21 protein-coding genes and 1 pseudogene are annotated in these 21,965 nt (G+C 70.8%); 12 read left to right on the top strand and 10 right to left on the bottom strand.

Annotation, left to right across the window (positions count from 1 at the left end; all coding sequences use genetic code 11):
- Positions 1-63 precede the first annotated feature (63 nt).
- A complete protein-coding gene (locus AB0J58_RS19975; protein WP_364217586.1) occupies positions 64-3,306 on the bottom strand; it encodes an efflux RND transporter permease subunit in 3,243 nt (1,080 codons plus the stop codon).
- Positions 3,307-3,422: 116 nt separating this feature from the next.
- On the opposite strand from AB0J58_RS19975, the gene AB0J58_RS19980 reads away from it, so the two are divergent.
- The 7 genes from AB0J58_RS19980 to AB0J58_RS20010 all read left to right on the top strand — a co-directional run bounded on the left by AB0J58_RS19980 (position 3,423) and on the right by AB0J58_RS20010 (position 9,843).
- Positions 3,423-3,905, top strand: a complete 483-nt coding sequence (locus tag AB0J58_RS19980) for a MarR family winged helix-turn-helix transcriptional regulator (RefSeq protein WP_364217588.1) — start codon at positions 3,423-3,425, stop codon at positions 3,903-3,905.
- Positions 3,906-3,916: 11 nt separating this feature from the next.
- Positions 3,917-4,690 (top strand): SDR family oxidoreductase, encoded by a 774-nt coding sequence (locus AB0J58_RS19985; protein WP_364217590.1) that lies wholly within the window; start codon positions 3,917-3,919, stop codon positions 4,688-4,690.
- Positions 4,691-5,027: 337 nt separating this feature from the next.
- Positions 5,028-6,188 (top strand): MFS transporter, encoded by a 1,161-nt coding sequence (locus tag AB0J58_RS19990; protein ID WP_364217592.1) that lies wholly within the window; start codon positions 5,028-5,030, stop codon positions 6,186-6,188.
- A gap of 285 nt (positions 6,189-6,473) precedes the next feature.
- Complete coding sequence (locus AB0J58_RS19995; RefSeq protein ID WP_364217593.1) at positions 6,474-7,343, top strand: SDR family oxidoreductase; 870 nt, start codon at positions 6,474-6,476, stop codon at positions 7,341-7,343.
- Between the two features lie 165 nt (positions 7,344-7,508).
- A complete protein-coding gene (locus AB0J58_RS20000) occupies positions 7,509-8,318 on the top strand; it encodes a hypothetical protein (RefSeq protein WP_364217595.1) in 810 nt (269 codons plus the stop codon).
- A gap of 210 nt (positions 8,319-8,528) precedes the next feature.
- Positions 8,529-9,380, top strand: a complete 852-nt coding sequence (locus AB0J58_RS20005) for a helix-turn-helix domain-containing protein (RefSeq protein WP_364217597.1) — start codon at positions 8,529-8,531, stop codon at positions 9,378-9,380.
- A 67-nt stretch (positions 9,381-9,447) separates the two neighbouring features.
- Positions 9,448-9,843, top strand: a complete 396-nt coding sequence (locus AB0J58_RS20010) for a VOC family protein (protein ID WP_364217599.1) — start codon at positions 9,448-9,450, stop codon at positions 9,841-9,843.
- A gap of 540 nt (positions 9,844-10,383) precedes the next feature.
- Here AB0J58_RS20010 and AB0J58_RS20015 read toward each other — a convergent pair.
- From AB0J58_RS20015 to AB0J58_RS20040, 6 genes and pseudogenes are all read right to left on the bottom strand, one after another.
- Positions 10,384-10,923, bottom strand: coding sequence for a DUF1062 domain-containing protein (locus AB0J58_RS20015; protein WP_364217601.1), 540 nt, complete (start codon positions 10,921-10,923; stop codon positions 10,384-10,386).
- Positions 10,924-11,272: 349 nt separating this feature from the next.
- Positions 11,273-11,632, bottom strand: a pseudogene (locus AB0J58_RS20020) (VOC family protein); the annotation flags it as partial.
- 151 nt (positions 11,633-11,783) lie between these two features.
- The gene (locus AB0J58_RS20025) at positions 11,784-12,119 is read right to left on the bottom strand and encodes a DUF3703 domain-containing protein (RefSeq protein WP_364217603.1); all 336 of its coding nucleotides are present in this window, start codon (positions 12,117-12,119) and stop codon (positions 11,784-11,786) included.
- Entirely contained in the window at positions 12,112-12,864 is a 753-nt protein-coding gene (locus AB0J58_RS20030; protein WP_364217605.1) for a cation transporter, read from the bottom strand. Before AB0J58_RS20030 ends, AB0J58_RS20025 begins: the two co-directional genes overlap by 8 nt.
- Positions 12,861-13,337, bottom strand: coding sequence for a metalloregulator ArsR/SmtB family transcription factor (locus AB0J58_RS20035; RefSeq protein ID WP_364217607.1), 477 nt, complete (start codon positions 13,335-13,337; stop codon positions 12,861-12,863). The genes AB0J58_RS20030 and AB0J58_RS20035 overlap by 4 nt, the downstream gene beginning before the upstream one ends.
- Positions 13,338-13,433: 96 nt before the next feature.
- Positions 13,434-14,369, bottom strand: coding sequence for a LysR family transcriptional regulator (locus AB0J58_RS20040; protein WP_364217609.1), 936 nt, complete (start codon positions 14,367-14,369; stop codon positions 13,434-13,436).
- 131 nt (positions 14,370-14,500) lie between these two features.
- Here AB0J58_RS20040 and AB0J58_RS20045 point away from each other — a divergent pair, with 131 nt between their 5' ends.
- Positions 14,501-15,757 carry an MFS transporter gene (locus tag AB0J58_RS20045; protein ID WP_364217611.1) on the top strand — a complete coding sequence of 419 codons (1,257 nt, stop codon included), beginning with the start codon at positions 14,501-14,503 and terminating at the stop codon, positions 15,755-15,757.
- Positions 15,754-16,350 carry a cysteine hydrolase gene (locus tag AB0J58_RS20050; RefSeq protein WP_364217613.1) on the top strand — a complete coding sequence of 199 codons (597 nt, stop codon included), beginning with the start codon at positions 15,754-15,756 and terminating at the stop codon, positions 16,348-16,350. Before AB0J58_RS20045 ends, AB0J58_RS20050 begins: the two co-directional genes overlap by 4 nt.
- Positions 16,351-16,583: 233 nt before the next feature.
- On the opposite strand, the gene AB0J58_RS20055 is transcribed toward AB0J58_RS20050, so the two are convergent.
- Positions 16,584-17,627, bottom strand: a complete 1,044-nt coding sequence (locus AB0J58_RS20055; protein ID WP_364217615.1) for a saccharopine dehydrogenase NADP-binding domain-containing protein — start codon at positions 17,625-17,627, stop codon at positions 16,584-16,586.
- Between the two features lie 101 nt (positions 17,628-17,728).
- On the opposite strand from AB0J58_RS20055, the gene AB0J58_RS20060 reads away from it, so the two are divergent.
- Complete coding sequence (locus AB0J58_RS20060; RefSeq protein WP_364217617.1) at positions 17,729-18,676, top strand: helix-turn-helix domain-containing protein; 948 nt, start codon at positions 17,729-17,731, stop codon at positions 18,674-18,676.
- Positions 18,677-18,695: 19 nt separating this feature from the next.
- Here AB0J58_RS20060 and AB0J58_RS20065 read toward each other — a convergent pair whose 3' ends face one another.
- A complete protein-coding gene (locus AB0J58_RS20065; RefSeq protein WP_364217619.1) occupies positions 18,696-18,833 on the bottom strand; it encodes a hypothetical protein in 138 nt (45 codons plus the stop codon).
- Between the two features lie 56 nt (positions 18,834-18,889).
- Positions 18,890-19,873: a YafY family protein gene (locus AB0J58_RS20070; RefSeq protein ID WP_364217621.1), complete on the bottom strand. Its 984-nt coding sequence runs from the start codon at positions 19,871-19,873 to the stop codon at positions 18,890-18,892.
- A 57-nt stretch (positions 19,874-19,930) separates the two neighbouring features.
- Between AB0J58_RS20070 and AB0J58_RS20075 the strand changes: the two genes are divergently transcribed.
- A complete protein-coding gene (locus AB0J58_RS20075; protein ID WP_364217623.1) occupies positions 19,931-20,689 on the top strand; it encodes a DeoR/GlpR family DNA-binding transcription regulator in 759 nt (252 codons plus the stop codon).
- Between the two features lie 77 nt (positions 20,690-20,766).
- Positions 20,767-21,936, top strand: coding sequence for an MFS transporter (locus tag AB0J58_RS20080; RefSeq protein WP_364217625.1), 1,170 nt, complete (start codon positions 20,767-20,769; stop codon positions 21,934-21,936).
- Positions 21,937-21,965: the final 29 nt, after the last annotated feature.

Genomic DNA, 21,965 nt, shown 5'->3' on the forward strand with positions numbered 1-21,965 from the left:
GTCGCGCGGTGCGCACCGCGCGACGACCGGCTCACAGGGCTTGCCCGGAACCTACTCCAGGGTTCACTGCCTGCTCGGCGCCAGCTCGTCCTTGTCGTAGACCTTCAGCTCCGGCCGCGAGTTCCCCTCCTTGGGGGTACGCCGCAGCCGCTCCTTGAGCCGCTCCACCATCACGTACAGGGTCGGCACCAGCACCAGCGTCAGCAGCGTCGACGACAGCAGCCCGCCGATCACCACGATCGCCAGCGGCTGGGAGATGAACCCGCCAGAACCGGTCAGCCCCAATGCCATCGGAATCAACGCGAAGATCGTCGCCACCGCGGTCATCAGGATCGGCCGCAGCCGCCGCCGCCCCCCCTCGACCACCGCCTCCACGATTCCCATGCCCTGCTCGCGGTACTGGTTGATCAGGTCGATCAGCACGATGGCGTTGGTCACCACGATGCCGATCAGCATCAGCATGCCGATCAGGGCCGGCACGCCCAGCGGCGTGCCCGTGGCCAGCAGCAGCCCGATCGCACCGGTCGCCGCGAACGGCACCGACACCAGCAAGATCAGCGGCTGCACGAAACTCCGGAACGTCGCCACCATGATCATGAAGACGATCGCGATCGCCGCGAGCATCGCCAGCCCCAGCTGCCCGAACGCCTCGGCCTGGTCGGCGCTGACCCCGCCCACGGTGAAGCTCGCCCCCGCGGGCATCGCCAGCTTGTCCAGCCTCGCGGTCAGCTCGGTGCTCACCGCACCCAGGTCACTGCCAACAGCCGTGCCCGACACCGTCGCGCTGCGCGCACCGTCGATCCGGGTCACCTGCGTGGGGCCGTCGACCTTGGAGACCTCGGCCACCTGCGACAGCCTGACCATGCCCGCCGCCGTCGGCAGCGTCAGCGCGCGCACCGCCTTGAGGTCCTCGGGAGCCTCACCGGCCCGCAGCACCACCGCACCGGCGCGCCCGTCCAGCGTCAGCTCACCTAGCGACATCCCGCGGAACCGCTGCGCGACCAGCTGCCCGATCTGCGTCTCGGTCAGTCCCCTGGCCGCAGCCTTCTGGCGGTCGACCCGCACCTCGATGCGCTGCGCGCCGGCCTCCAGGTTCGAGGTCACGTCCCGCAGTTCGCCCAGGTCCGCCATCGCCGCGCGCACCGTCTCGGTCGCGGTGCGCAGCGTCGTCACATCCGGCGCCTGCACGATCACCTGCAACTGATCGGTCGAACCGCCGCCGGGGGCGCCCTGAGCGCCGCCCACGGTGATCTCCCCGACGTCGGAGAGCCCCTTCAGCCGCTCACGCAGCGCCTCCTGCAACGCCTCGGCGTCGGCACCCTCCTCGATCGTCAGCGAGTAGGAGGCCCGGTCTCCGCCGCCACCACCGGTCAGCCCCTGGAGCCCACCGCCGGCACCCACGTTCACCTGATAGCCGTCCACCGCCTTCAGTGACCTCAGAACCTCCTCGACCTTCTTGGCCGCGGCGTCCGTCGTCGCCAGGTCCGTCCCCGCGGGCATCCGCTGGCTGATCGAGACCGTGTCCTGCCCCGAGGAGTCGATGAAGTTGGTCTCCAGCCGGCCGGCCAGCCCCATCGTCGCGGCGAACACCACCACCCCCACCAGCAGCGTCACCAGCCGCCGCCGGGTGGCGAAACGCAGCACCGGCAGGTAGGCCCGCTGCAACGGACTGCGCAGCTCCTTGGCCTCGGCCTCCTCGCGCACCGCCCGCGCCTGCTCGGGCGAGAGCACCGGCGTCTTCAGGAACCAGTAGGCCAGCACCGGCACCACGGTCAGCGACACCAGCAACGACGCCAGCAGCGCCACGCTCACCGTGATCGCGAACGGTGCGAACAGCTGCCCCACCATGCCGCCCACCACCGCGATCGGCACGAACACCGCGACGGTCGTCAAAGTCGAGGCCGTCACCGCGCCGCTGACCTCACGCACCCCCTCCAGCACCGCCTTGCGCTTGGCCTCGCCGTAGCCGAGATGACGCTTGATGTTCTCCAGCACCACGATCGAGTCGTCGACCACCCGGCCCACCGCGATCGTCAGCGCGCCCAGCGTCAGCATGTTCAGCGAGTAGTCACCCACCCACAGTGCGATCAGCGCGATGATCACCGACAGCGGGATGGAGGCCGCCGTCACCAGCGTCGAACGCACCGACAGCAGGAAGACCAAGATGACCAGCACCGCGAACGCCAGCCCCAGCAACCCCTCGGTCGTCAGGTCGTGGATCGACCGCTCCACGTAGGGCGCCTGGTCGAAGACCACCGTCACCTGCGAGGAGTCACCGATCGCCCGCACAAAGCCCGGAATCTTCTCGCGCACCGCGTGCGAGATCGCCACCGCGTTGCCGTCCGGCTTCATCGTCACCACCACACCCAGGCTCGGCTGCCCGTTGGTGCGCGTCAGCGAGGTGCCCTCGGCCAGCGACCGCTCCACCGTGGCCACCTCGCCCAGCCGCACCGGCTGGGGGGCCGGCGCCGGACGCTGGGCCTGAGCCTGCCGGCCCTGCGTGCCCTGCTGGGCACCTCCCGGCCGCGCCTGCGCCGGTGCCTGCGCGGGAACCTGCGCCGGCACCGCGGGGGTCAGATAGAGGTCCTTCAGCTCCTGCAGAGTCGAGACCCGCGCGCCGACCTGCACCGTCAGCGACGCCTTGTCCTCGGTCAGGCTGCCCGCGGGAATCGGCTGTCCGTTGGCGCGCAGCAGGTCGGCCACCGCCGTGGGCGCCAGACCCAGCAGCGCCAGCTTCCCAAGGTCCGGAGTGATCGTCACCACCTCGTCGCGGGTGCCCGTCACCGCCGCCTCGCGCACTCCCTCGATACCCTGCAGTTCCGGCACCACCAGCCGCTGCAGCCGCTCGGCCATGACCCGCTGGTCGCCGCCGTCGCCCACCGCCAGCTGCACCACCGGAATGTCGTCGGTCCCGCCCGTCAGCACCTGCGGGTCGACCTCCGCCGGCAGCTGCGTTTTGATCCGCGACAGCGCCTGCTGCATCTTCGAGACCGCGGCGTCGATGTCGGTGCCGTACTCGAACGCCACCTGGATCTGCGCCATCCCCTCCCGAGACGTCGAGGTCACCTCCGTGACGCCCTCCAGCCCCTGGAAACTGTTCTCGATCGGCTCGGTCACCTGCTCCTCGACGATCTCGGGAGAGGCGCCCAGGTAGGGGGCCACCACGAACGCCCCCGGGAAGGAGAGCGAGGGCAGCAGTTGTTGCTTCAACGACGGGATCGCGAAGACACCGAACGCGCTGAGCACCAGCGCGATCAGTATGACGAGGCTACGGTTGGCGAGGCTCAACCTGGCCAAGGAGGTCATGGGGGCGGGACTCCTCAATGGATGTCACAACAAGATTCGCCCCAGACTAACACTTCGCCTCATACGAATATTTAAGGAAGCTTACCGTTCCTGATAAACTTCTCAGGAAGCGAGAGGTGAGCGTGAACGACAACCGCGAACGACTGATCGACCAGATCGGTGCCATCCAGCGCGACCTGGGACGACTGTTCGCCCAGCACCGCCCCTCCTCGCCCCTCTTCGACTCCAACCTGACCATGCGCCAGCTCAAGGTCGTCATCTTCCTGTCCTGCCAGGACTCCGCCTCCGGCCAGGACCTCGCCGGCCACCTCGGCGTCGGCCTCGGCACCGTCACCGGCATCGTCGACCGCCTCGTCGCCCACGGCCTCGTCGACCGCCGCGAGGACCCCCACGACCGCCGGGTACGGCGCGTCGGACTCACCCCCGCCGGCCTGGCCCTGACCGAGCAGATCGCCGACGCCGGCTTCGCCGACTTCCGCCGCATCCTGTATCACCTCGACACCGCCACCCTGCGCGACCTGTCCAACGTCATGGAGAAGATCCAGCAGGCCGCCTCCACCCTGCACGACCACTCTGCACACGAAAAGGTAGGACGATAGGTTTCGTTGCTGTGATCACACCTATCAACGACCTCTTCCGCCTCACCGGCCGCACCGCCCTCGTCACCGGCGGCAGCTCCGGCATCGGACGCACCATCGCCCACACCCTAGGCCACGCCGGCGCGGCCGTCGTCATCGTCGCCCGCCGCACCGAACAACTCACCCGCACCCTCGACGAACTCCACGACCAGGCCATCAACGCCGCCGCCATCAGCGCAGACCTCGCCGACCCCGCCGACATCACCCGCATCCGCGACCAGGCCCCCACCCTCTTCGGCGACATCGACATCCTGGTCAACAACGCCGGCAACAACATCCGCCCCCCCATGGCAAAGCTCACCGACGACGACTACCACCAGACCATGGCCGTCAACATCACCGCCCCCTACCTCCTCGGCCAGCACTTCGGCCCGCGAATGGCCCAGCGCGGCTGGGGACGCATCATCAACCTCGGCTCCCAGCAATCCCACAAAGCCTTCGGCGACAGCGGCGCCTACGGCATCTCCAAAGCCGCCATCACCGGACTCACCCGCTCCCAGGCCGAAGCCTGGTCCCCCCACGGCGTCTGCGCCAACACCATCATCCCCGGCTTCGTCCTCACCCCCCTCACCGAACCCGCCCAGGCCATCCCCGGCCGCGTCGAAGCACTCGCCGCCCGCTCCATGATCGGCCGCAACGCCACCCCCGCCGACTTCGCCGGCCTCACCCTCCTCCTCGCCTCCGACGCCGGCGCCTACATCACCGGCCAGGCCATCTGCGTCGACGGCGGCTTCTCCGTCCACTGAGCCACCCACCGGCCACGCCATAGCGACCCCGCTGCCCCCCAAGCCATCAAAACCGTCCCCAGACCGCCCCCAAGCCGAGGTGGCGCGCGCCGGCACCGAGGAGACCGGCGCGCCGCCCATGCCGCAGCAGTCGCCGACCGGGACGACCCCGCCCGCGCCACCGCCCGCCGTGACCAGGACGACGCTCACGGACCTCCCCGCACCCCGGGCCTAGCACTACACCCACGAGCAGAATCCCAGCCCCCCAACCCGGCAAAACCCCCATACATCATCAGCCTGCGCATCACCCACCATGATTGAATAACGCCCCGGATCCCAAACACACCCGGGGACGCTCATGACCACCACACACCAGCACCCCACCAACGCCCGACGAGCCGTCTCCTACTTCTTCATCCTCCTCGGCACCGTCTCCGGAGCCTGGGCCGCCCGCATCCCCGCCGTCAAACACACCCTCGACCTCAGCGACGGCCAGCTCAGCTACGGACTCCTCGCCATCGCCATCGGACTCATCACCGGCATGCGCTTCGCCGGACACCTCACCGACCGCCTCGGCAGCGCCCGCCTCATCACCCCCGCCGCCATCGCCACCTCACTGACCGTCATCCCCCCCGGCTACGCCACCACCCTCCCCGCCCTCATCGCCACCCTCTTCCTCTTCGGCCTCGTCAACGCCTCCCTCGACGTCTCCATGAACGCCCACGGCGTCGAAGTCGAACGCGCCTACGGCCGCCCCATCATGTCCTCCTTCCACGGCATGTTCAGCATCGGCGGACTCATCGGCGCAGGCATCGGCGGACTCTTCGCCTGGCTCGACCTCAGCGCCGCCGCCACCCTCACCGCCGTCGGCATCCCCCTCGCCCTCGTCTCCCTGTACGCCCGGCGCCACCTCCTCCCCACCACCCCACCCCCGGCCACCCACACCACCACCCCACGCCGCGCCCCATGGACCAACTGGATCATCCTCATGGGAATCGTGGCCTTCGCCGGACTCGTCGGAGAGGGCGCCGCCAACGACTGGACCGCCGTCTACCTCTTCCAGAACCTCGGCGCCCCCCAAGCCGTCGCCGCCGCCGGATTCGCCGTCTTCTCCACCGCCATGACCATCGGCCGCTTCGCGGGAGACCACCTCGCCCAACGGTTCGGCCCGGTGCACCTGGTCCGCTACTCCGGGCTCGTCGCCGCCCTCGGCCTCGGCACCGCCCTGCTCGTCGGCCAGACCCTCGTCGCCTTCGTGGGATTCGCCCTGTTCGGCCTGGGCCTGGCCACCATCGTCCCCCAGGTCTTCTCCGCGGCGGGAAACCACGACCCGGCCCGCGCCGGGCAGGCCATCGCCCAAGTAGCCACCGTCGGTTACGCCGGGCTCGTCGCCGGCCCCGCCATCATCGGCGGCGCCGCCGAACTCATCGGCCTGCCCGCCGCTCTGGGGATTCCCGTCCTGCTCGCGGCGTTCATGGCGGCCTCCGCCGGAGCGCTACGCCACCCGCAATCATCATGATCGGTGAAACAGGACGGCCCTCGTTTTTTGGAGAGAGTCTTTAGTCCGCTGTAAATGATCTTGACAAAGAGCGGGCGCCTTTACATTGTAGATTTATAAGAGAGGTCCAAGTCCGTGCGACCACCGGTGCCGGTATGCCTTCGCCTGCCGGTGCTCCACCGGAAGCCATGAGACCGACCCCGTGGTCACCCCGCCCCCCGATGTGCGTGAAGGCCCCCTACCTGCCCGCAGACCTGGCTGGACAACACCCCGGCGTCATCCGCACCAGGAAGGAAAGACCCGCCCATGACCGACCAGCCCACCCGCTTCGGCGACGCGACGATCGCGGTCACCGGCGCCACCGGCCGTCTCGGCGGGCGTGTGGCCCGCCGCCTGGCCGCCACCGGCATCCCGCAGCTGCTGCTGGTGCGCGACCCCGCCCGCGCCCCGCGCCTGCCCGGCACCGCCGTCGCCCGCGTCGGCTACGGCGACCACGAGGCCGCAGCGGCCGCCCTGTGCGGCGTCGAGACGGTGCCGATGGTCTCGGCCTCCGAAAGCCCCGACCGTCTGGAGCAGCACCGCGCCTTCGTCGACGCCGCCGCCGAGGCCGGCGTCGCCCACCTGGTGTACATCTCCTTCTACGGCGCCGCACCGCAGGCCACGTTCACCCTGGCCCGCGACCACCGGGTCACCGAGCAGCACATCCGTGCCACCGGCCTGGCCTTCACCTTCCTGCGTGACAACCTGTACGCCGACTTCATGCCCGCCCTGGTCGGCGACGACGGCGTCACCCGCGGCCCCGCCGCCCTGGGCCGAGCCGCGGTCGTGGCCCAGGACGACATCGCCGACGCCGCGGTCGCCGTCCTCACCGACCCGGCCGGGCACGCCGGGGCCACCTACGACCTGACCGGCCCGCATGCTCTCACCATGGAGGAGATCGCCGCCATCCTGTCGCAGGCCACTGGCCGCGCCATCACCTACCGGCCGGAGACGGTGGAGGAGGCCTACCGCTCCCGCGCCGCCTACGGCGCCCCCGCCTGGCAGCTCGACGCGTGGATCTCCACCTACACCGCCATCGCCGCCGGCGAACTCGACGGCCTCGGCGACGCCGTTCCCCGCCTGACCGGCCATCCGGCCACTCCCCTGGCCGACGTCATCGGCGGGCGGAGCGGGTAACCCGAAAAGGGACGGACACGTCAAACGACAAGTTCGCAGCTTGGTGCAGTTTCGGGAGTGCCCGGCCGAACCAGCGGGGCGTCGGCGAGGAGCACAGGGAGTTGACACTGGGTTATCGCAACCTCACAGTGAAGCCAGCAGACGCTCCCGCCGCGAGGGGATCCCATGAGCGCATCGCACGATGCTGACCGCCGTCTCCGGGCCCTGGAACTGCTTCGGCGGGAAGGGGTCCACTCCCTCGACGACCTGGCGGGGCTACTGCTGGCCGAGGCCGACCGCACGGGAGCCTCTGAGGAGGACATCCTCTACCGCCGGGCCAGCGGCAAGCCGGTCGGGCTCGCCCAGCCCGCCTCCCCCGCGTTGCCTTGGCGGGCCGGGCGTACGAGCGGCCCCTACCGGCACCGGCCCACCCAGCTGCCGATACTGCTGGACGACAAACACGAGATCGCACCCGGCGAGGTGGCCGCACTGGATGGCCTCGCGCTGGATTACGTATGGGACGACGCAGCCGCCGAACGCCAGGTCCTTCGCGCCTTCTCCGTAACCCAGGAAGCGCTGGACTACATGCGCGCCCAACCCGTGCGGACCGCGTCCCCCGGCACCGGCACCCACTCCGCGGGCGAACCCGGCACCTCCGCCTTTCACCACGTCGACGGCACGCCCGCGACGTTGTGGGAGCACGTCGACTTCTCCGGCTGGCGCATCGACCTGGATCTCGGCCACGTCCTACCGGACCTGACCGAGGTACACATGGCCGGGATCTTGTGGTGGTGGACCAGCTGGAACGACCAGATCTCCTCCGTGAGAGCCGGATCCGGCTGGCTGACCTTGTGGGAGCACGTCTATCCCGCCACCTACGGTTTGCCGCCTGGATCCAAGCTGCACGTGCAGCCCTTCCAGAGCATCGCCGATCTGGGAGCCAAGGGGTTCAACGATCGCATCTCCGCTGTGAACCACCACTACTTCGCGTTCTAACAGTCGTTGGTGAGAATCGGCCGATCCCTGGGATCGGTCGCCGGGGTCGGCGACGCCCGCGACGTCGGTGCCCCCAGCACGTGAGGAGGCGACATCCGCAGGTGGGCGCTGTTCGACGATGTCCGACCATCGATCTCGGGGAGCCGCACCAGGCGGGCGGGCGACCGTAGCGAGGCGGAGAGAGCGGCCGCATCGCCGTACTGTGAATGGGTGACCACCGTGCCTGCTCATCAGAGGTCCGCGGCTCTGGCGCCGTTCGTGGCGACGCTGAGCGCCTACGAGCTCGGCCCGGGCTCGGTCGGCGTTCATCGCGGGCTGCCCTCGTCCACGATGTCGATCACGATCCCGGAGGCGGACTCGTTGGAGATCTCATGGCTCGGGCGGCCCGGCTCGCGGGAACGGTTCCGGGCCGTCGTCGCCGGGCTTCACCTGGAGGCAGCCGAGCTGAGGCAGGAAGGCGGCACTCGCGGCGTGTGGTTGACACTCAGCCCGCTGGGCGCCGGCGCGCTGCTGGGAATCCCGGCGTCGGCGCTGACCGGCCGCGTCGCCGATCTCACCGACGTGGCCCCAGCGATGGCGCACCTGCCGGAGCGGCTGGCGGCATGCCGGTCCTGGCCGCAACGCCGAGCCCTCGTCGAAGACGTCCTGATCGCCGGACGGGCCCGGCACGAGGAGAACACCGGCGGCCAAGAACTACGGGCCATGCTGGCGGCACTGTCCGGGACCGCCCGGGTGCAGGAGGCGGCTCGGCTTCTCGGGTGCTCCCGGCGTCACGTGAGCGGTACGGTTCGCACCGAGTTGGGGGTGACGCCGAAGGAGTACCAGCGGCTCCTTCGGTTCGAGGCCGCACGTGGCGGGCTCGTGGCCGCCGCCCGTGCCGGGGCGGTCAGCCTGGCGGCAGTGGCTGCGGCGTCGGGATTCGCCGACCAGGCGCACCTCACCCGGGAATGGCGGGCCATGGCCGGGTGCACGCCGACCGAGTGGTTACGCGCCGAAGGCCTGACCGCGCGGGGCCCATCAGCCCGCGACAGGCCACCAGGCCATGAGGGTGCGTCCAGATGACGGCGGACGCCTGGAGTGTTCCCAAATCTTCAAGACCCCTGCCTCCGTCCGGCCCGACGATGGGTTCATGACGCCTGACATTCACCTTTCTCCCCGTCTCATCGTGCCCGACCCAGAGCGCGCGTCGGCGTTCTACCGGGTCGCCCTTGGCGCTGAGCAGGTGTTCAGCGCTCCCCTGAGCGACGACGGCCGGCCCAGCGTCATTGATCATCGCGTCGGCGGGTCGTCCTTCCGGGTCTCGCCTGCCGTCTCGTCGTGGGGGTGGCTGTCACCCGATGATCTCGGCGGATCCGCGGTCCTCCTCGAGGTCGAGGTCGAGGATCCGGACGCGGCCGGCGAACGCATGATCACCCACGGCGCCGAGGTGATCGTGCCGATCGAGAACCGGCCCTACGGCAAGCGCTCGGGCCGCATCTGTGACCCGTTCGGCCACCTGTGGATCATCACGGGCGAGCTACGCTGAGACGGCCGTCCTGCCGGCCGTCTCGCGCGGGACGGCCGCACGGGCTGCGGGCGCGCATTCCGGACGGCCAGACCGACTGGCAACAGGCCGCCTACGAATCCAAGACCGCCGGCGGATTGCCGCGCGGCGCGGTCTCGGTCCTGGATTGGATGGGCCGATCGTGACGAAGCTGTCGGCGCGGGCCGCGCGGGAGAGGATCAAACGGACTCCGCCCGCTCACCCCCGCCCCGTGACCGGATCCGGGGCGGCACGCCGGGAGGCGGCGATGGTGACCCCAGACCGACGGCGGAGGGCCGACACCGTAACCGAAGGGGGCACCCCGGTGCCGGACAAGAGCGACGATCCTGTACGGCTACGACCGCAAGACCGACACCCTCCGGGGAGCCGTCACGACCTGGGGTGCCGGTAAGGGAGCTGCCACCGGACGTCATCTGAGGGTTCTTTCGCGTTTTACGGCGGGGTGTGGCTTGTACGTTCGGCATTGGCACGGTTTCGGAGGGGGTGGCCGGGCGAGCCGGATGACCCGCCCGGCCACACCCGCTAGTCTCCGGCCATCACGGTAAAGGTGAAGCCGGCGCTCGTCGGACGGCGTAGCGGAATGTCACACTTGATCCGGCGCAGTACCTCGCGCCTGCTGAGGCCGAGTCCTCGCGCGATGAGCCGTTCCGGGCGCACCGGTACCGGATCCTCGAAGAGGACCTCCACCTGGACCGGCCACGCCTCGTCGAGCCATGCCGACGGGGTGTCCAGCCGCCAGGCCCCCGTCCAGTCCAGCGTGAAGCGACTGCGCCGGGCGAGCAACGGATCCAACAACCTGGACGCCACCAGTTCCGGATCGTTGACGCGGTAGCCGTGGAGCTCGGCCGGCTCGAAGGATCTGACCGGCGCTCGCTCGTGCACGGTGAGCTTGCTCGTCCGATCGCAGGATACGCAGCGGACCAGCAGCCACACGTCCAGCAGCTTGCCGTTGGCGTTGACGCGGAACCTGCCCTCGCCGGTGGTGGCCGACTCCGACCGGCAGTCCACGCACCGCAACGACAGCAGAGGCAGCCTGGTCCGACGAACGACCCAGGGCAGCACGGTATGAGGTTGTGAAGACATGATCTCTCTAGACCTGACACGAGGCCGATTACGCGCGACCTCAAACGCTGTATGACCGGGCGCACGAGGGCAGCCCGGCAGAACCGACGAGAGCGTCGGCTACAGGTGAGCGGAAGAAGATGTCAGGTCTGAAGAGCAGGCGGGGTCACGCGGTTTTGTCCTCTGTCCTCACTACGACGGGCCATGGGCAACCTACGGGAACGCGGAAGGAAGGCTCAAACGATTTTCGTCAGGGCCGCCGGGACCCCTCAACGGTGTCGTCGAGGCCCGGCCGGTCGTCACCGGTGTCCACGGCGCGGGCCGGCGAGACTCCAGGTCAGCCCGGGGTGAGGACGCAGAACTCGTTGCCCTCCGGGTCGGCCAGAACCGTCCACGGGACATCGCCCCGGCCCACATCCGCGGGCGTCGCACCGAGGTCCTTCAGGCGCGCGACCAACTCCGCCTGATGGGCCGCAGAGGTGGTCGCGAGATCGAGGTGCACGTGGTACCTCACCGTTTCGGGGTCCGGGACGGTGACGACATCGACGCAGACGGCGACGGGGTCCGGCCAGGCGAAGCCCACGGGTTCGACGTTGGTCACACCGGGTCCCTCGCTGGAAACACCCCAGCCGAGCGCCTCCGCCCAAAACCGGCCGAGGGCTGAGTCGTCCCGAGCCTTGAAATTCACCTGGACAAGTCGCAGCGCCATGCCGCCCAACCCTACGCCCAGCATGAAGCGGCCGGGCGCGGCCGGTACCGTCGCCCCGACCGGGGCGGCTTTGACAGGGCGGCGGGAGTGCTCGCCCACCGGCGACCACCAGACATCGAGTCTGTCCGAACAGCCGACCCGATAGCTTCCATCAGGCGGCCTTGAGCACGGTGGCCAGGTCGTCGGGAACGGGCATGGGCCGGGTGAGGCCGACGCGGGCGCGGCCGGTGTTGCCCTCGGGGTAGCGGCCCAGCGCCGAGCCGGGCGCCGCGACGACGATGCGCACAACCTGGCCCAGGGCCTCGCGGCGGTCGCGCTGGGCCACGGCGAGGGCGAACATCGCGAGGTGGTTGGCGGTGTGCGGCCACGGCCAGGGCTGGGAAAGGATGTGGGCACGCTCCAGGTGCCGCCAGCGGGTCTGCGCCTGCGTGGCGGCGCGGGCGGCGCGCATCTCGGCCTGGTAGGCGACGCGCATGCGTTCAGGCATCCGGCCGATCATCATGCCTCCTGATCATCGTGTCGATGCTGACGGTGGCGGGGGCGTCGGCCTGGCAGCAGCCGTCGGCGCAGTCCTTCCCGTTCGCCGTGGCGGTCTGGCCCGCCTCACCGGTGGGGGCGCAGCAGGCGTCCCCGCGCCAGGCTTCGCGGCCTTCCTTGACCGCGACGGCGGCGATGACCAGGGCGGCGATCGGGTCGGCCCAGGACCAGCCGAACAGGCTGTTGAGCGCCAGGCCCACCAGCAGCACGCCGGACAGGTAGGTGCACAACAGCGTCTGCTTGGAGTCGGCCACCGCCGAGGCGGAGCCCAGTTCGCGGCCCGCGCGACGCTGCGCGTACGACAGGAACGGCATGATGACCAGGCTCAGGGCGGCCAGGGTCAGGCCAGGGGTGGAGTGCTCGGCCTCTCCGGCGCCGAGCAGGGCGCGGACGGCGTCGAAGGTGACGTAGGCGGCCAGGGCGAAGAACGAGATCGCGATGACGCGCAGCGCGGTCTTCTCGCGGCGTTCGTGGTCGGCGGCGGAGAACTGCCAGGCCACCGCCGCGGCGGAGGCGACCTCGACGATCGAGTCGAGGCCGAACCCGATCAGCGCCGCGGAGGAGGCGACGGTGCCGGCGGTGATGGCCACGGCCGCTTCGACCACGTTGTAGGTGATGGTGGCGGCAACCAGCAGCCGGATGCGGCGCTGCAGTAATACCCGCCGGTCCGGGGCGGGCAGGTTCAGCGTGGTCATGACACGCCCTCTGCTTCGATCGCGCCTGCCTGCTCGGCGAGGCGGCCGAGATCGTGGTCGATCTCGGCCCGCAGAGCGCCGTGCGCGTCGGCCGGGCCCTGCTGGGTGCCGGACCGGGTGCCGTGGACGGGGCACAGCACCACGGCGTGGCCGGTGACGGCCAGCAGGTGCTCGGCCGAGGCCAGCAGGTCCATCAGCTCGGGCCGGGCCAGGGAGTAGAAGGACTGGCGGCCTTCGGCGCGATAGTCGACCAGGTCGCAGTCGCGCAGGCAGGCCAGGTGTTTGGACACCGTCGACTGGGCCAGCCCCAGCTCTGCGGTGAGGTCCACCACCCGGGCCTCACCGCGGGCGAGCCGTTGCACGATGCGCAGCCGGCTCTCGTCGGCCAGGGAGTGGAACAGCGCTGCCGCCGGGGAGACACCGGCCGCGATGTCGGCACTGACACACCGGCCACCATCAGAATCAATCGCCATATGACGATGATATCCCGATTTGCTTATGTATTGGTGGGAGGGTGCGCTGCGCTCGGCGTTGACATCACGTCACGGTGATCGCAGACATGGCGGCGTTCAGCGCCGAATCGCCCAGCCCGGCGCCCAGGTCCCGGTAGCGTCGTGACCGGCGGCCACGGCGGCGAGGTGGGCGCGGAGGGTGGCCAGCGCCGGGTGGGGGTTGTCGCGACGCCACAGGAGCGAGTGCGGGTAGACGGGCGTCGGGTCGGTCACCGGGATGCGGCGCAGGCCGTGGTCGGCGGGCCAGACCAGGCGGGTCTGCTCGCTCATGAAAGTGGCCAGGGCCGGGGTGTCGGCGATGGTGTCGAGGAGCGCGTCGGAGCCGAAGTTGGGGCCGGTCGCCTCGATGGTGAGGCCGAACTCGGCGACGAGATCGTCGTAGTAGGCGGCCCACTCGGTGCCGGGGACGATGCCGGGCATCCAGATCCGGTGCCCGGCGAGCTGGGCGACGGTCACCGACCGGGCGCCGGCCAGCGCGTGGGCGGGCCCGGTGAGGAGCTGGAGCGGCTCGTCGAGCACCCAGGCGGACTCGATGTCCTCGGGAAGGGGCCGGCCGGGCACGACGACGGCGCGGAAGGACGCGTCGATCGTACCGGACCGAATGGCGGCGACGGCCGCCTCGATGTCGAACAGCATCACTACGTCGAGCTCGATCTCGGGGTGCGCGCGGTGGAAGCCGCGCATCAGGCCCGAGGTCGCGGTGCGTGAGGCGATCACGTCGACGCGCAGCGGACGGCTGCCGGGGAGCACGGACGCGACCGCCCGCTCGGCGACGCGCAGCAGCTCGCGCGCGTGGGGCAGGAAGGCCTGCCCGTCGATGGTGAGCCGGGCCCCGCGCGCAGCGCGAGTGAACAGCCGCACGGCGAGGTCCTTCTCCAGCCCGGCGATGCGCTTGGAGACGGCCTGCTGGGTGATCGACAGGTCTGCGGCGGCGTGCTGGAACTGGCCGGTGTCCACGACGGCGACGAACGTGCGCACAGCATCGAGATCCACACCGGCTGACCTTAGCGCACAACTCGCGGTTGTGTGACTTCGGTCGGCTGGTTGTTTGACCCGCCCGCTAGCTGCGCGTTTTGATCTCTCGAATCAACGGGTGGTTGTTTCCTAGAGATGGCGGGTGCGCGGTGGGGAGGTCGCTGGGGCGGCGGTTCAGGTGGTTCTGGACCGCCTATGCGGTCAGCACGTTCGGCACGAGGTTCGCCTTCGACTCGTTCGCCCTGATCGCGATTCTCGCTCTGGACGCAGGGCCCACCGAGGTGTCGGTGCTGGCCGCCGCGGGGCTCGCGGTCGGGGCTGTGGTCGCGGTGCCGCTCGGGCCGTGGGTGGAGTTCCGGCGCAAACGGCCTGTGATGATCGCGATGGACCTGATCCGGTTCGCGGCGCTGTCGAGCGTTCCCGCCTCCTACGTGCTCGGCCGGCTGAGCCTCGCTCAGCTCCTGGTCGTCGCGGTCGTTGTCGGCGCGGCCGACATCGCCTTCACCGCCGCGAGCGGAGCATGCCTGAAGGCGCTCGTCCGGTCCGAGGACCTGCTCGTCGCGAACGGGCGGCTCGAGGCCACGACCTGGACCGCCACCGCGCTCGGGCCGCCGCTCGGTACCGCCGCGCTCGGGCTGGTGGGCCCGGTGACGAGCGTGGCGGCCAACGCGGTCAGCTTCCTCCTCTCGGCCGCGGGGATCCGCGCCATCGGCGGGCGGGAGCCACGTCCCGCGCGAACCGCCACACCGCCCCGGCCTGGAGCCGGCGACCTGCTGGAGGGGTGGCGACACATCCTCGCCAGCCCGGCGCTGCGCCCGTTGTTCTTCAACACCGTCCTGGTCAACGGGCTGATCATGGCAGTCTCACCGTTGCTCGCCGTCCTCATGCTCGGCGACCTCGGGTTCGCCCCCTGGCAGTACGGCCTCGCCTTCGGAGCACCCTGCGTCGGCGGTCTCATCGGCTCGCGGCTGGCCCGCCCGCTCCTGGCGCGGTTCGGGCAGCACAAGGTCATGCTCACCACCGGGACGCTGCGCACGTGCTGGCCGCTCGGATTGGCCTTCATCGGCCCCGGCCCCGCCGGACTCCTCCTCGTCATCGCCGTCGAACTCGGGCTGATCACCTGCATGGGCGTGTTCAACCCGATATTCGCCACCTACCGGCTCGAACAGCTTCCGTCGGACCGGATCGCCCGCACGCTGTCCGCCTGGTCGATCACCAGTAAGGCCACCATCGCGGCCATGACCGGACTGTGGGGCCTGCTGGCCGGCCTCACCGGCCCCCGCACCGCGATCGCGATCGCCGGTCTCCTGCTTCTGGCGACCTCGCTCCTCCTGCCTCGACACGACCGCACATCCCAACTCAAGAACACCGACCAGGCGCCATCGGAAAGGCGAACACTCGCATGAGCACCGCCCCCGCGCTCGACCCCGCACACACCGCCCTGCTCGTCATGGACCGTCAGCCCGCGATCCTCGCGCTGTTCCCCGAAAGCGACAGTGAAGCCCTGCTGGGACGCGTGGAGAAGGCGATCCCCGAGGTCCGCGCCACGGGCGGCACCGTCGCCTATGTCCGGGTCGGCTTCACCGAAGCCGACTGGGCTGCGATCCCGCCCCCCAACAGATCTTTCGCACCGATCGCCCAGCACCGTCTCATGCACCACGCAGACCGTGACACCGCCGTCCACGAACGTCTCGCTCCCCAGGACGGAGACATCATCGTGCGTAAGATCCGTCACGGCGGCCTATCCACCACCGACCTCGATCGGCGGCTGCGTGAACACGGCATCACCACTTTGATCATCGCGGGCATCAGTACCAGCGGCGCCGCCCTGTCCGCCGTGCTCGACGCGGCCGACCGCGACAACCGGCTCCACGTCCTGGCCGACGGCGTCGCCGCCCCTGACCCCGAAGCGCACGAGGTCCTGCTCCATCAGGTCCTTCCCGCACAGGCCCACATCCTCGAAACCGCCGAGTTGCCCACCCTCCTGCGGGCCGGCTGACACCGGCCGCGCCCACCCCGCCCGGCGCGGCTCCCGAGGAGGCTCCCAGCCCAAAGTAGCGGGGCGGTGCGCGCCGACCTGCTGTGATCCAGCGCGCGCGGCGACGGGCGAGCGGATCGTTTTCGGCGGTGACGCGGGCGGCGGCAAGGAGTTCAGGGACGATGGAGCGCGACGGGCCGAAGCCGCCGTTCCGCCGTACCGGGCACGGCCCGGATCCCGGCGCGGGTCGCCGGTCAGCCGCGTGTGTCGAGCGGGACGTGCAGCGAGAGGTGCGAGGACAGGGCGCGGAGGAAGTCCGGGGCGTCGAAGACCGCGCCCGCGGAGGCGACGCCGGTGGTCCTGGTCCGGCCGGTGAGGATGCGGTCGACGGCCTCCACCGCGAGCGGCGCGCTGATGGCGTAGATGTCCTGACCGGCGGCGACCAGGCGGCGTTCCGTGCCGCCGGAACGGACCAGGACGTCGACGAGGAAGGTCTGCGCGGAGCGGCCGCGCTCGTCGACGGCGGCCGGTGCCGAGGCGCCGGGAGCGGACAGGTCCGCGGCCGCCTCGGCGGTCATGTAGGTACGCACCTCCGGGACGGCCAGGTGGCTGGGAACGGTGACGACGTCGGCCATGGTGAACTCTCCGATGACGCTCCGGGGGCCGAGCGGAGCCGGGAAGGGCCACTCCAGGATCGGCAGAGCGTCGTCGTGGTACTCCAGCCGTCCGCCGGTGTAGCGGACACGGCGGCCACCCCGTCGCCGCCCCGAGACCACGCCCGAGGCGAGCGTCCCGGCGGTGGGATGCCAACTGCTCAGGCCGTAGGCGATGTGCGCCTCGTCGGCCGCCGTCCAGTCGCCCATCGCGGTGGTGACCAACAGGTCGCCGAGGCCGCCGTAGAAGGCCATCGCCGGGACCACCACGGTGCCCGCGGCGCGGGCGCGCTCCGCGAAGTGCGCGAACGTGTCAAGGTTCGCCTCGATCTCGGCCGCCACGTCGACATACGGGATGCCGGCGCGCAGCGCCGCCTCGACCAGCGGGGCGACGGTCGTGGCGAAGGGCCCGGCGCAGTTGATCACGGCGGTCGCGCCGTTCAGCGCGCGGTCGAGCGAGGCCGGATCGTCGACCGACGCCTGCCGCACCTCGAGCCCCGGTTGGGCCTGCGCCAGCGCCAGCAGCTTGTCCCGGTCGCGGCCGAGGAGCAGCGGAACGTATCCGCGCTCGCGCAACTCCGCGACCACGAACCGTCCGGTATGCCCGTAAGCGCCGAACACCGTCACGTTTCGGTCCGATCCCATGCCTGCTCCCGCGTGCTCGAAGTGATCCACTGCGGGAATCCTGTCCTCGTCGGCCCATCGGGGCCAGTGTCTGAAATGACATCACCCGTACAATTTCCGACATGAGTCCTGTCTCGCGTTCCGTCGCGGTCGCCGCTACCGACGGGATGCTGCACTTCGAGCTGGCCCTGGCCTACGAGGTCTTCGGCTCCGCCCCGGCCGCGCTGCCAGGTCCCTGGTACGACGTCAGGGTGTGCGGCACGCACGCCGTCCGGGTCGGCCGGTTCCTGCTGGAGCCGGACTGCGGGCTCGACCGGCTGGCGCACGCCGGCACCGTGATCGTCCCCGCCTTGGCGGACGTCGACGAGGACCCGCCGGCCGACCTGGTCGAGGCGGTGCGCGCGGCCCACGAGTCGGGCGCGCGGGTGGTCTCCCTGTGCACGGGCGTGTTCGTGCTCGCCGCCGCCGGCCTGCTGGACGGGCTACGCGCGACCACGCACTGGGCCCACACCGAGGAACTGGCCGCGCGCCATCCCCGGGTGAAGGTCGATCCGGACGTGCTCTACGTCGACAACGGCAGCGTGCTCACGTCCGCGGGCAAGGCCGCGGCGATGGACCTGTGCCTGCATCTGGTCCGCCGCGACCACGGCTCGGCGATCGCCAACGTGGTCGCCCGCCGCCTGGTCGTGCCGCCTCACCGGGCCGGTGGCCAGGCCCAGTTCGTCACCACACCGGTGCCCGCCCAGGACGGCCATCCCCTGACCGAGCTGCTCCCCTGGGTGATGCGGCGGCTGGACCAGCCGCTCACCGTGGAGGACCTGGCCCGCCAGGCGAACATGAGCTCGCGCCACCTGACCCGCCACTTCCGCTCGGCGACCGGCACCACCCCGCTGCAGTGGCTGCTGACGCAGCGGATCCGCCGCGCGCAGGAACTGCTGGAGAGCACAGACGACAGCGTCGACGCCATCGCCTCGGCCGCGGGCATGGGCACGGCGACGACACTGCGCCGCCACTTCCACCGCACGATCGGCGTACCACCGGACACCTACCGTCGCACGTTCCGGGCATGAGGCCGCGGTCCTTTCTCGGTCAGCCGGTGGGGGTGATCGGGCCGGTGGCCACCGAGGGAGGACTCATCGCGACATCTGTGATCGCGCACATGAGGACGTAGTAGGTCTCCTCCGATTTCAGTCCCTGGACGACCGCGCTCGCCTGGTTCGCGGGCACGGTGACACGGCTGCGCGGGGAGGTGAGGATGGCGTAACCGAGGTGTGGACGCGAGGTCAGCCGGGACCCGGACCGTACAGCACGGCCAGGTCGGCGACGGTGGCGGCCATCCGCTCGCGCAGCTCGGGCGGCTCCAGCACCTCGATGTCCGCGCCCAGGCGCAGCAGCAGCCAGTGGGCGTGCCTGACGGACTCGGTCGGCAGGCGCAGCACCACCCAGCCGCGCTCGTCGGGCGGGCCCGCGGCGGCGAGCGCGGCGTCGGCGACCTCGGCGCCCACCGTGTACCGCAGCATCTTCTCGGTGCCGGGCGCCATCCGCACCAGTGCCTCACCGGTGTACATCCGCTCGCGGAAGTCGGCCGTATAGCGCTGCCAGAACCCGGGCAGGTCGAAGTCGGCGGGACGCTCGAAACGCCCCGCCAGGAGTTCGGCGCTCACGATCCGCGCCACCTTGTAGGTACGCGGCCCTCCCTCACCGGCGACGGCCACCATGTACCACGACCCGCCCTTGAGGACCAGGCCGTACGGGTGTGCCAGGCGCTCGACGTCACGAGGTCCCCAGCGGCGATAGGTCATGCGCAGCGGGCGCTGCTCCCACACCGCCTCGGCGACCTCCCCCAGGAAAGGGGTCGCGTCGGCGTCGCGATACCAGCCGGGCACGTCCAGGTGGAAGCGCTCGCGCATCCTGGCGGCATGGAAGCGCGGCTCGGGGGGCAGCGCGGCGAGCATCTTCAGCTCGGCGTTCGCCGCCACCTCGGCCAGTCCCAGTTCGGCGGCGGGGCCGGGCAGCGCCGCCAGGAACAGCGAGGAGGCCTCCTCGGCGGTCAGGCCGTTGAGGCGGGTGCGGTAGCCGTCCAGCAGGCGGTATCCACCGGCGGGCCCGCGGTCGGCGTAGACCGGCACCCCTGCCGACGACAGCGCCTCGACATCGCGGTAGACCGTGCGGACGGAGACCTCCAGCTCCCTGGCCAGCTCGGTGGCCGTCAACTGCCCCCGCGTCTGCAGGAGCAGCAGGAGGGAGAGCAGACGACTCGCGCGCATGGCGGCCATTGTTCCGCACGTTTGCCAATCTCACACACACCATGTTCAAATGAACACATGGAAGGTAACAATCGCATTCGCGCGATCATGTCGGCGCTACGCGCCAGCGACGCCGTCTCCGTCGCGGAGCTGGCGGTCGAACACGCCGTCTCGGAGATGACCATCCGCCGCGACCTCGACGAACTCGCCCAGCAGGGCGTGGTCAGGCGGGTCCGCGGCGGCGCGGTGAGCCTGCTGCTGCGCGGGGAGGAACCGCCCTTCGTGGTCCGCGAACGCGAGGCGGTGGAGGCCAAGCGGCGGATCGCGAGCGAGGTCGCGGCCCTGCTCGCCGACGGCGAGGCCGTGCTGCTCGACAGCGGCACCACTTCCCTGGAGATCGCCCGCGCCATCCGTGACCGCCGCCTGACGGTCCTGCCGCTCTGCCTGCAGGTGACCGCCGAGCTCAGCACCGCCCCCCGGATCCGCCTGGTGCTGCCCGGCGGGGAGGTCCGCCCCGGTGAGCTGAGCCTCACCGGGGCGCTGACCGAGAACGCCATCCGCTCCCTGCGCTTCGACACCGCGGTCATCGGTTGCTGCGGCCTGTCCGCCGAACACGGCCTCACCGCCCACGACCTGTCCGACGTCGCCGTCAAGCAGGCCGCGATCGCCTCCGCCCGGCGCGTGGTCGCGGCCACCGACTCCGGCAAGTTCACCCGCACCGCGTTCGGCGCGGTCTGCCCGCTGGACCGTCTCGACATGGTCGTCACCGACACCGCGCTCCCCCCCGCCGAGTACGACGCCATGATCGCGGCAGGCGTCGCCGTCCGCGCCGTCTGACCCGCCCGGCCGGAGCCCCTGCCGCACGGCCCGAACCGCCCGACCTGATCCGCACCACTTGACTGGAGCCCTCCCCCATGCGCGTCACCCCCCTCGACCGGACCGCGCTGCTGCGCGGCCGGGTGGCGGTCTACCTGCTCTTCCTGCTCTCGGGCATGGCCATCGGCACCTGGACGGCACGCATCCCATCGATCAAGCAGGGACTGGAACTGAGCGAGGGCGAACTCAGCGTCGCGCTGCTCGGCATCGCCGCCGGGGCGATCGCCGGCATGCAGGTGGTCGGTCACCTGGTCGACCGCTACGGCAGCGTCAAGGTGATGCTGCCGATGGCCTTCGCCCAGAGCGTGGTGCTGGTCCTGCCCGCCCATATGCCGAACCTGGCCGGCCTCGCCATCGCGCTGTTCGTCTTCGGCGCGGCGCACGGCACCCTGGACGTCGCGATGAACGCGAACGCCGTCGAGGTCGAGCAGGCCACGGGCCGGCCGATCATGTCGTCCTTCCACGCGGTGTTCAGCATCGGCGGGTTTCTCGGCGCCACCACCGGAGGACTGCTCGCCCAGGCTTCGTTCAGCCCGGGAGCCACGTTCGCCGCGGTCGCCGCGGTGATCGCCGCGCTCGCGCTCTGGGCGGCCCGCTGGGCGATCCCCCTGACCGCACAGGCCGTCCCCTCGGGAACGGAACCGGCGTCCGGCAGAGGTGAAGGGGTGATGCTGCTGGGTGTCCTGGCCTTCTGCTGCATGATCGGAGAAGGCGCCGCGGCCGACTGGAGTTCCGTCTACCTGAACGAGAGCCTCGGCAGCTCCGACGGGTTCGCCGCGGCCGCCTACGCCGCCTTCTCGGTCATGATGACCGCCGGCCGGTTCGCCGGCGACAGGCTGGCCGCCTGGCTGGGACCGGTGAACCTGGTACGCGCATGCGGTGCGCTGGCCGCCTCCGGACTCGGCCTGGCTCTGCTGGCCGACCATCAGGTCGCCGCGGTGATCGGTTTCGGCTGCTTCGGGGCGGGCCTGTCCTGCATCGTTCCCCAGGTCTTCTCCGCGGCCGGCCGGCGCGACCCGGCTCGCGCCGGACAGGCGCTGGCCCGGGTGTCGAGCCTGGGCTACGCGGGATTCCTCACCGGACCCGTGCTGATCGGGGGTGCCGCCGAGCTGATGGGCCTGCCTCTCGCGTTGGCGATCCCCGCCCTGCTGGCCTTTCTTGTCGCTCTGGCCGCGGGAGCGCTCAGAACCACGCCCTTTACAAAGTAGATCAAAATAGTGGGCGGGTCCCGCGCCAG

The organism is Streptosporangium sp. NPDC049644 (assembly GCF_040675205.1).
Taxonomy (GTDB): Bacteria; Actinomycetota; Actinomycetes; order Streptosporangiales; family Streptosporangiaceae; genus Streptosporangium; species Streptosporangium fukuiense.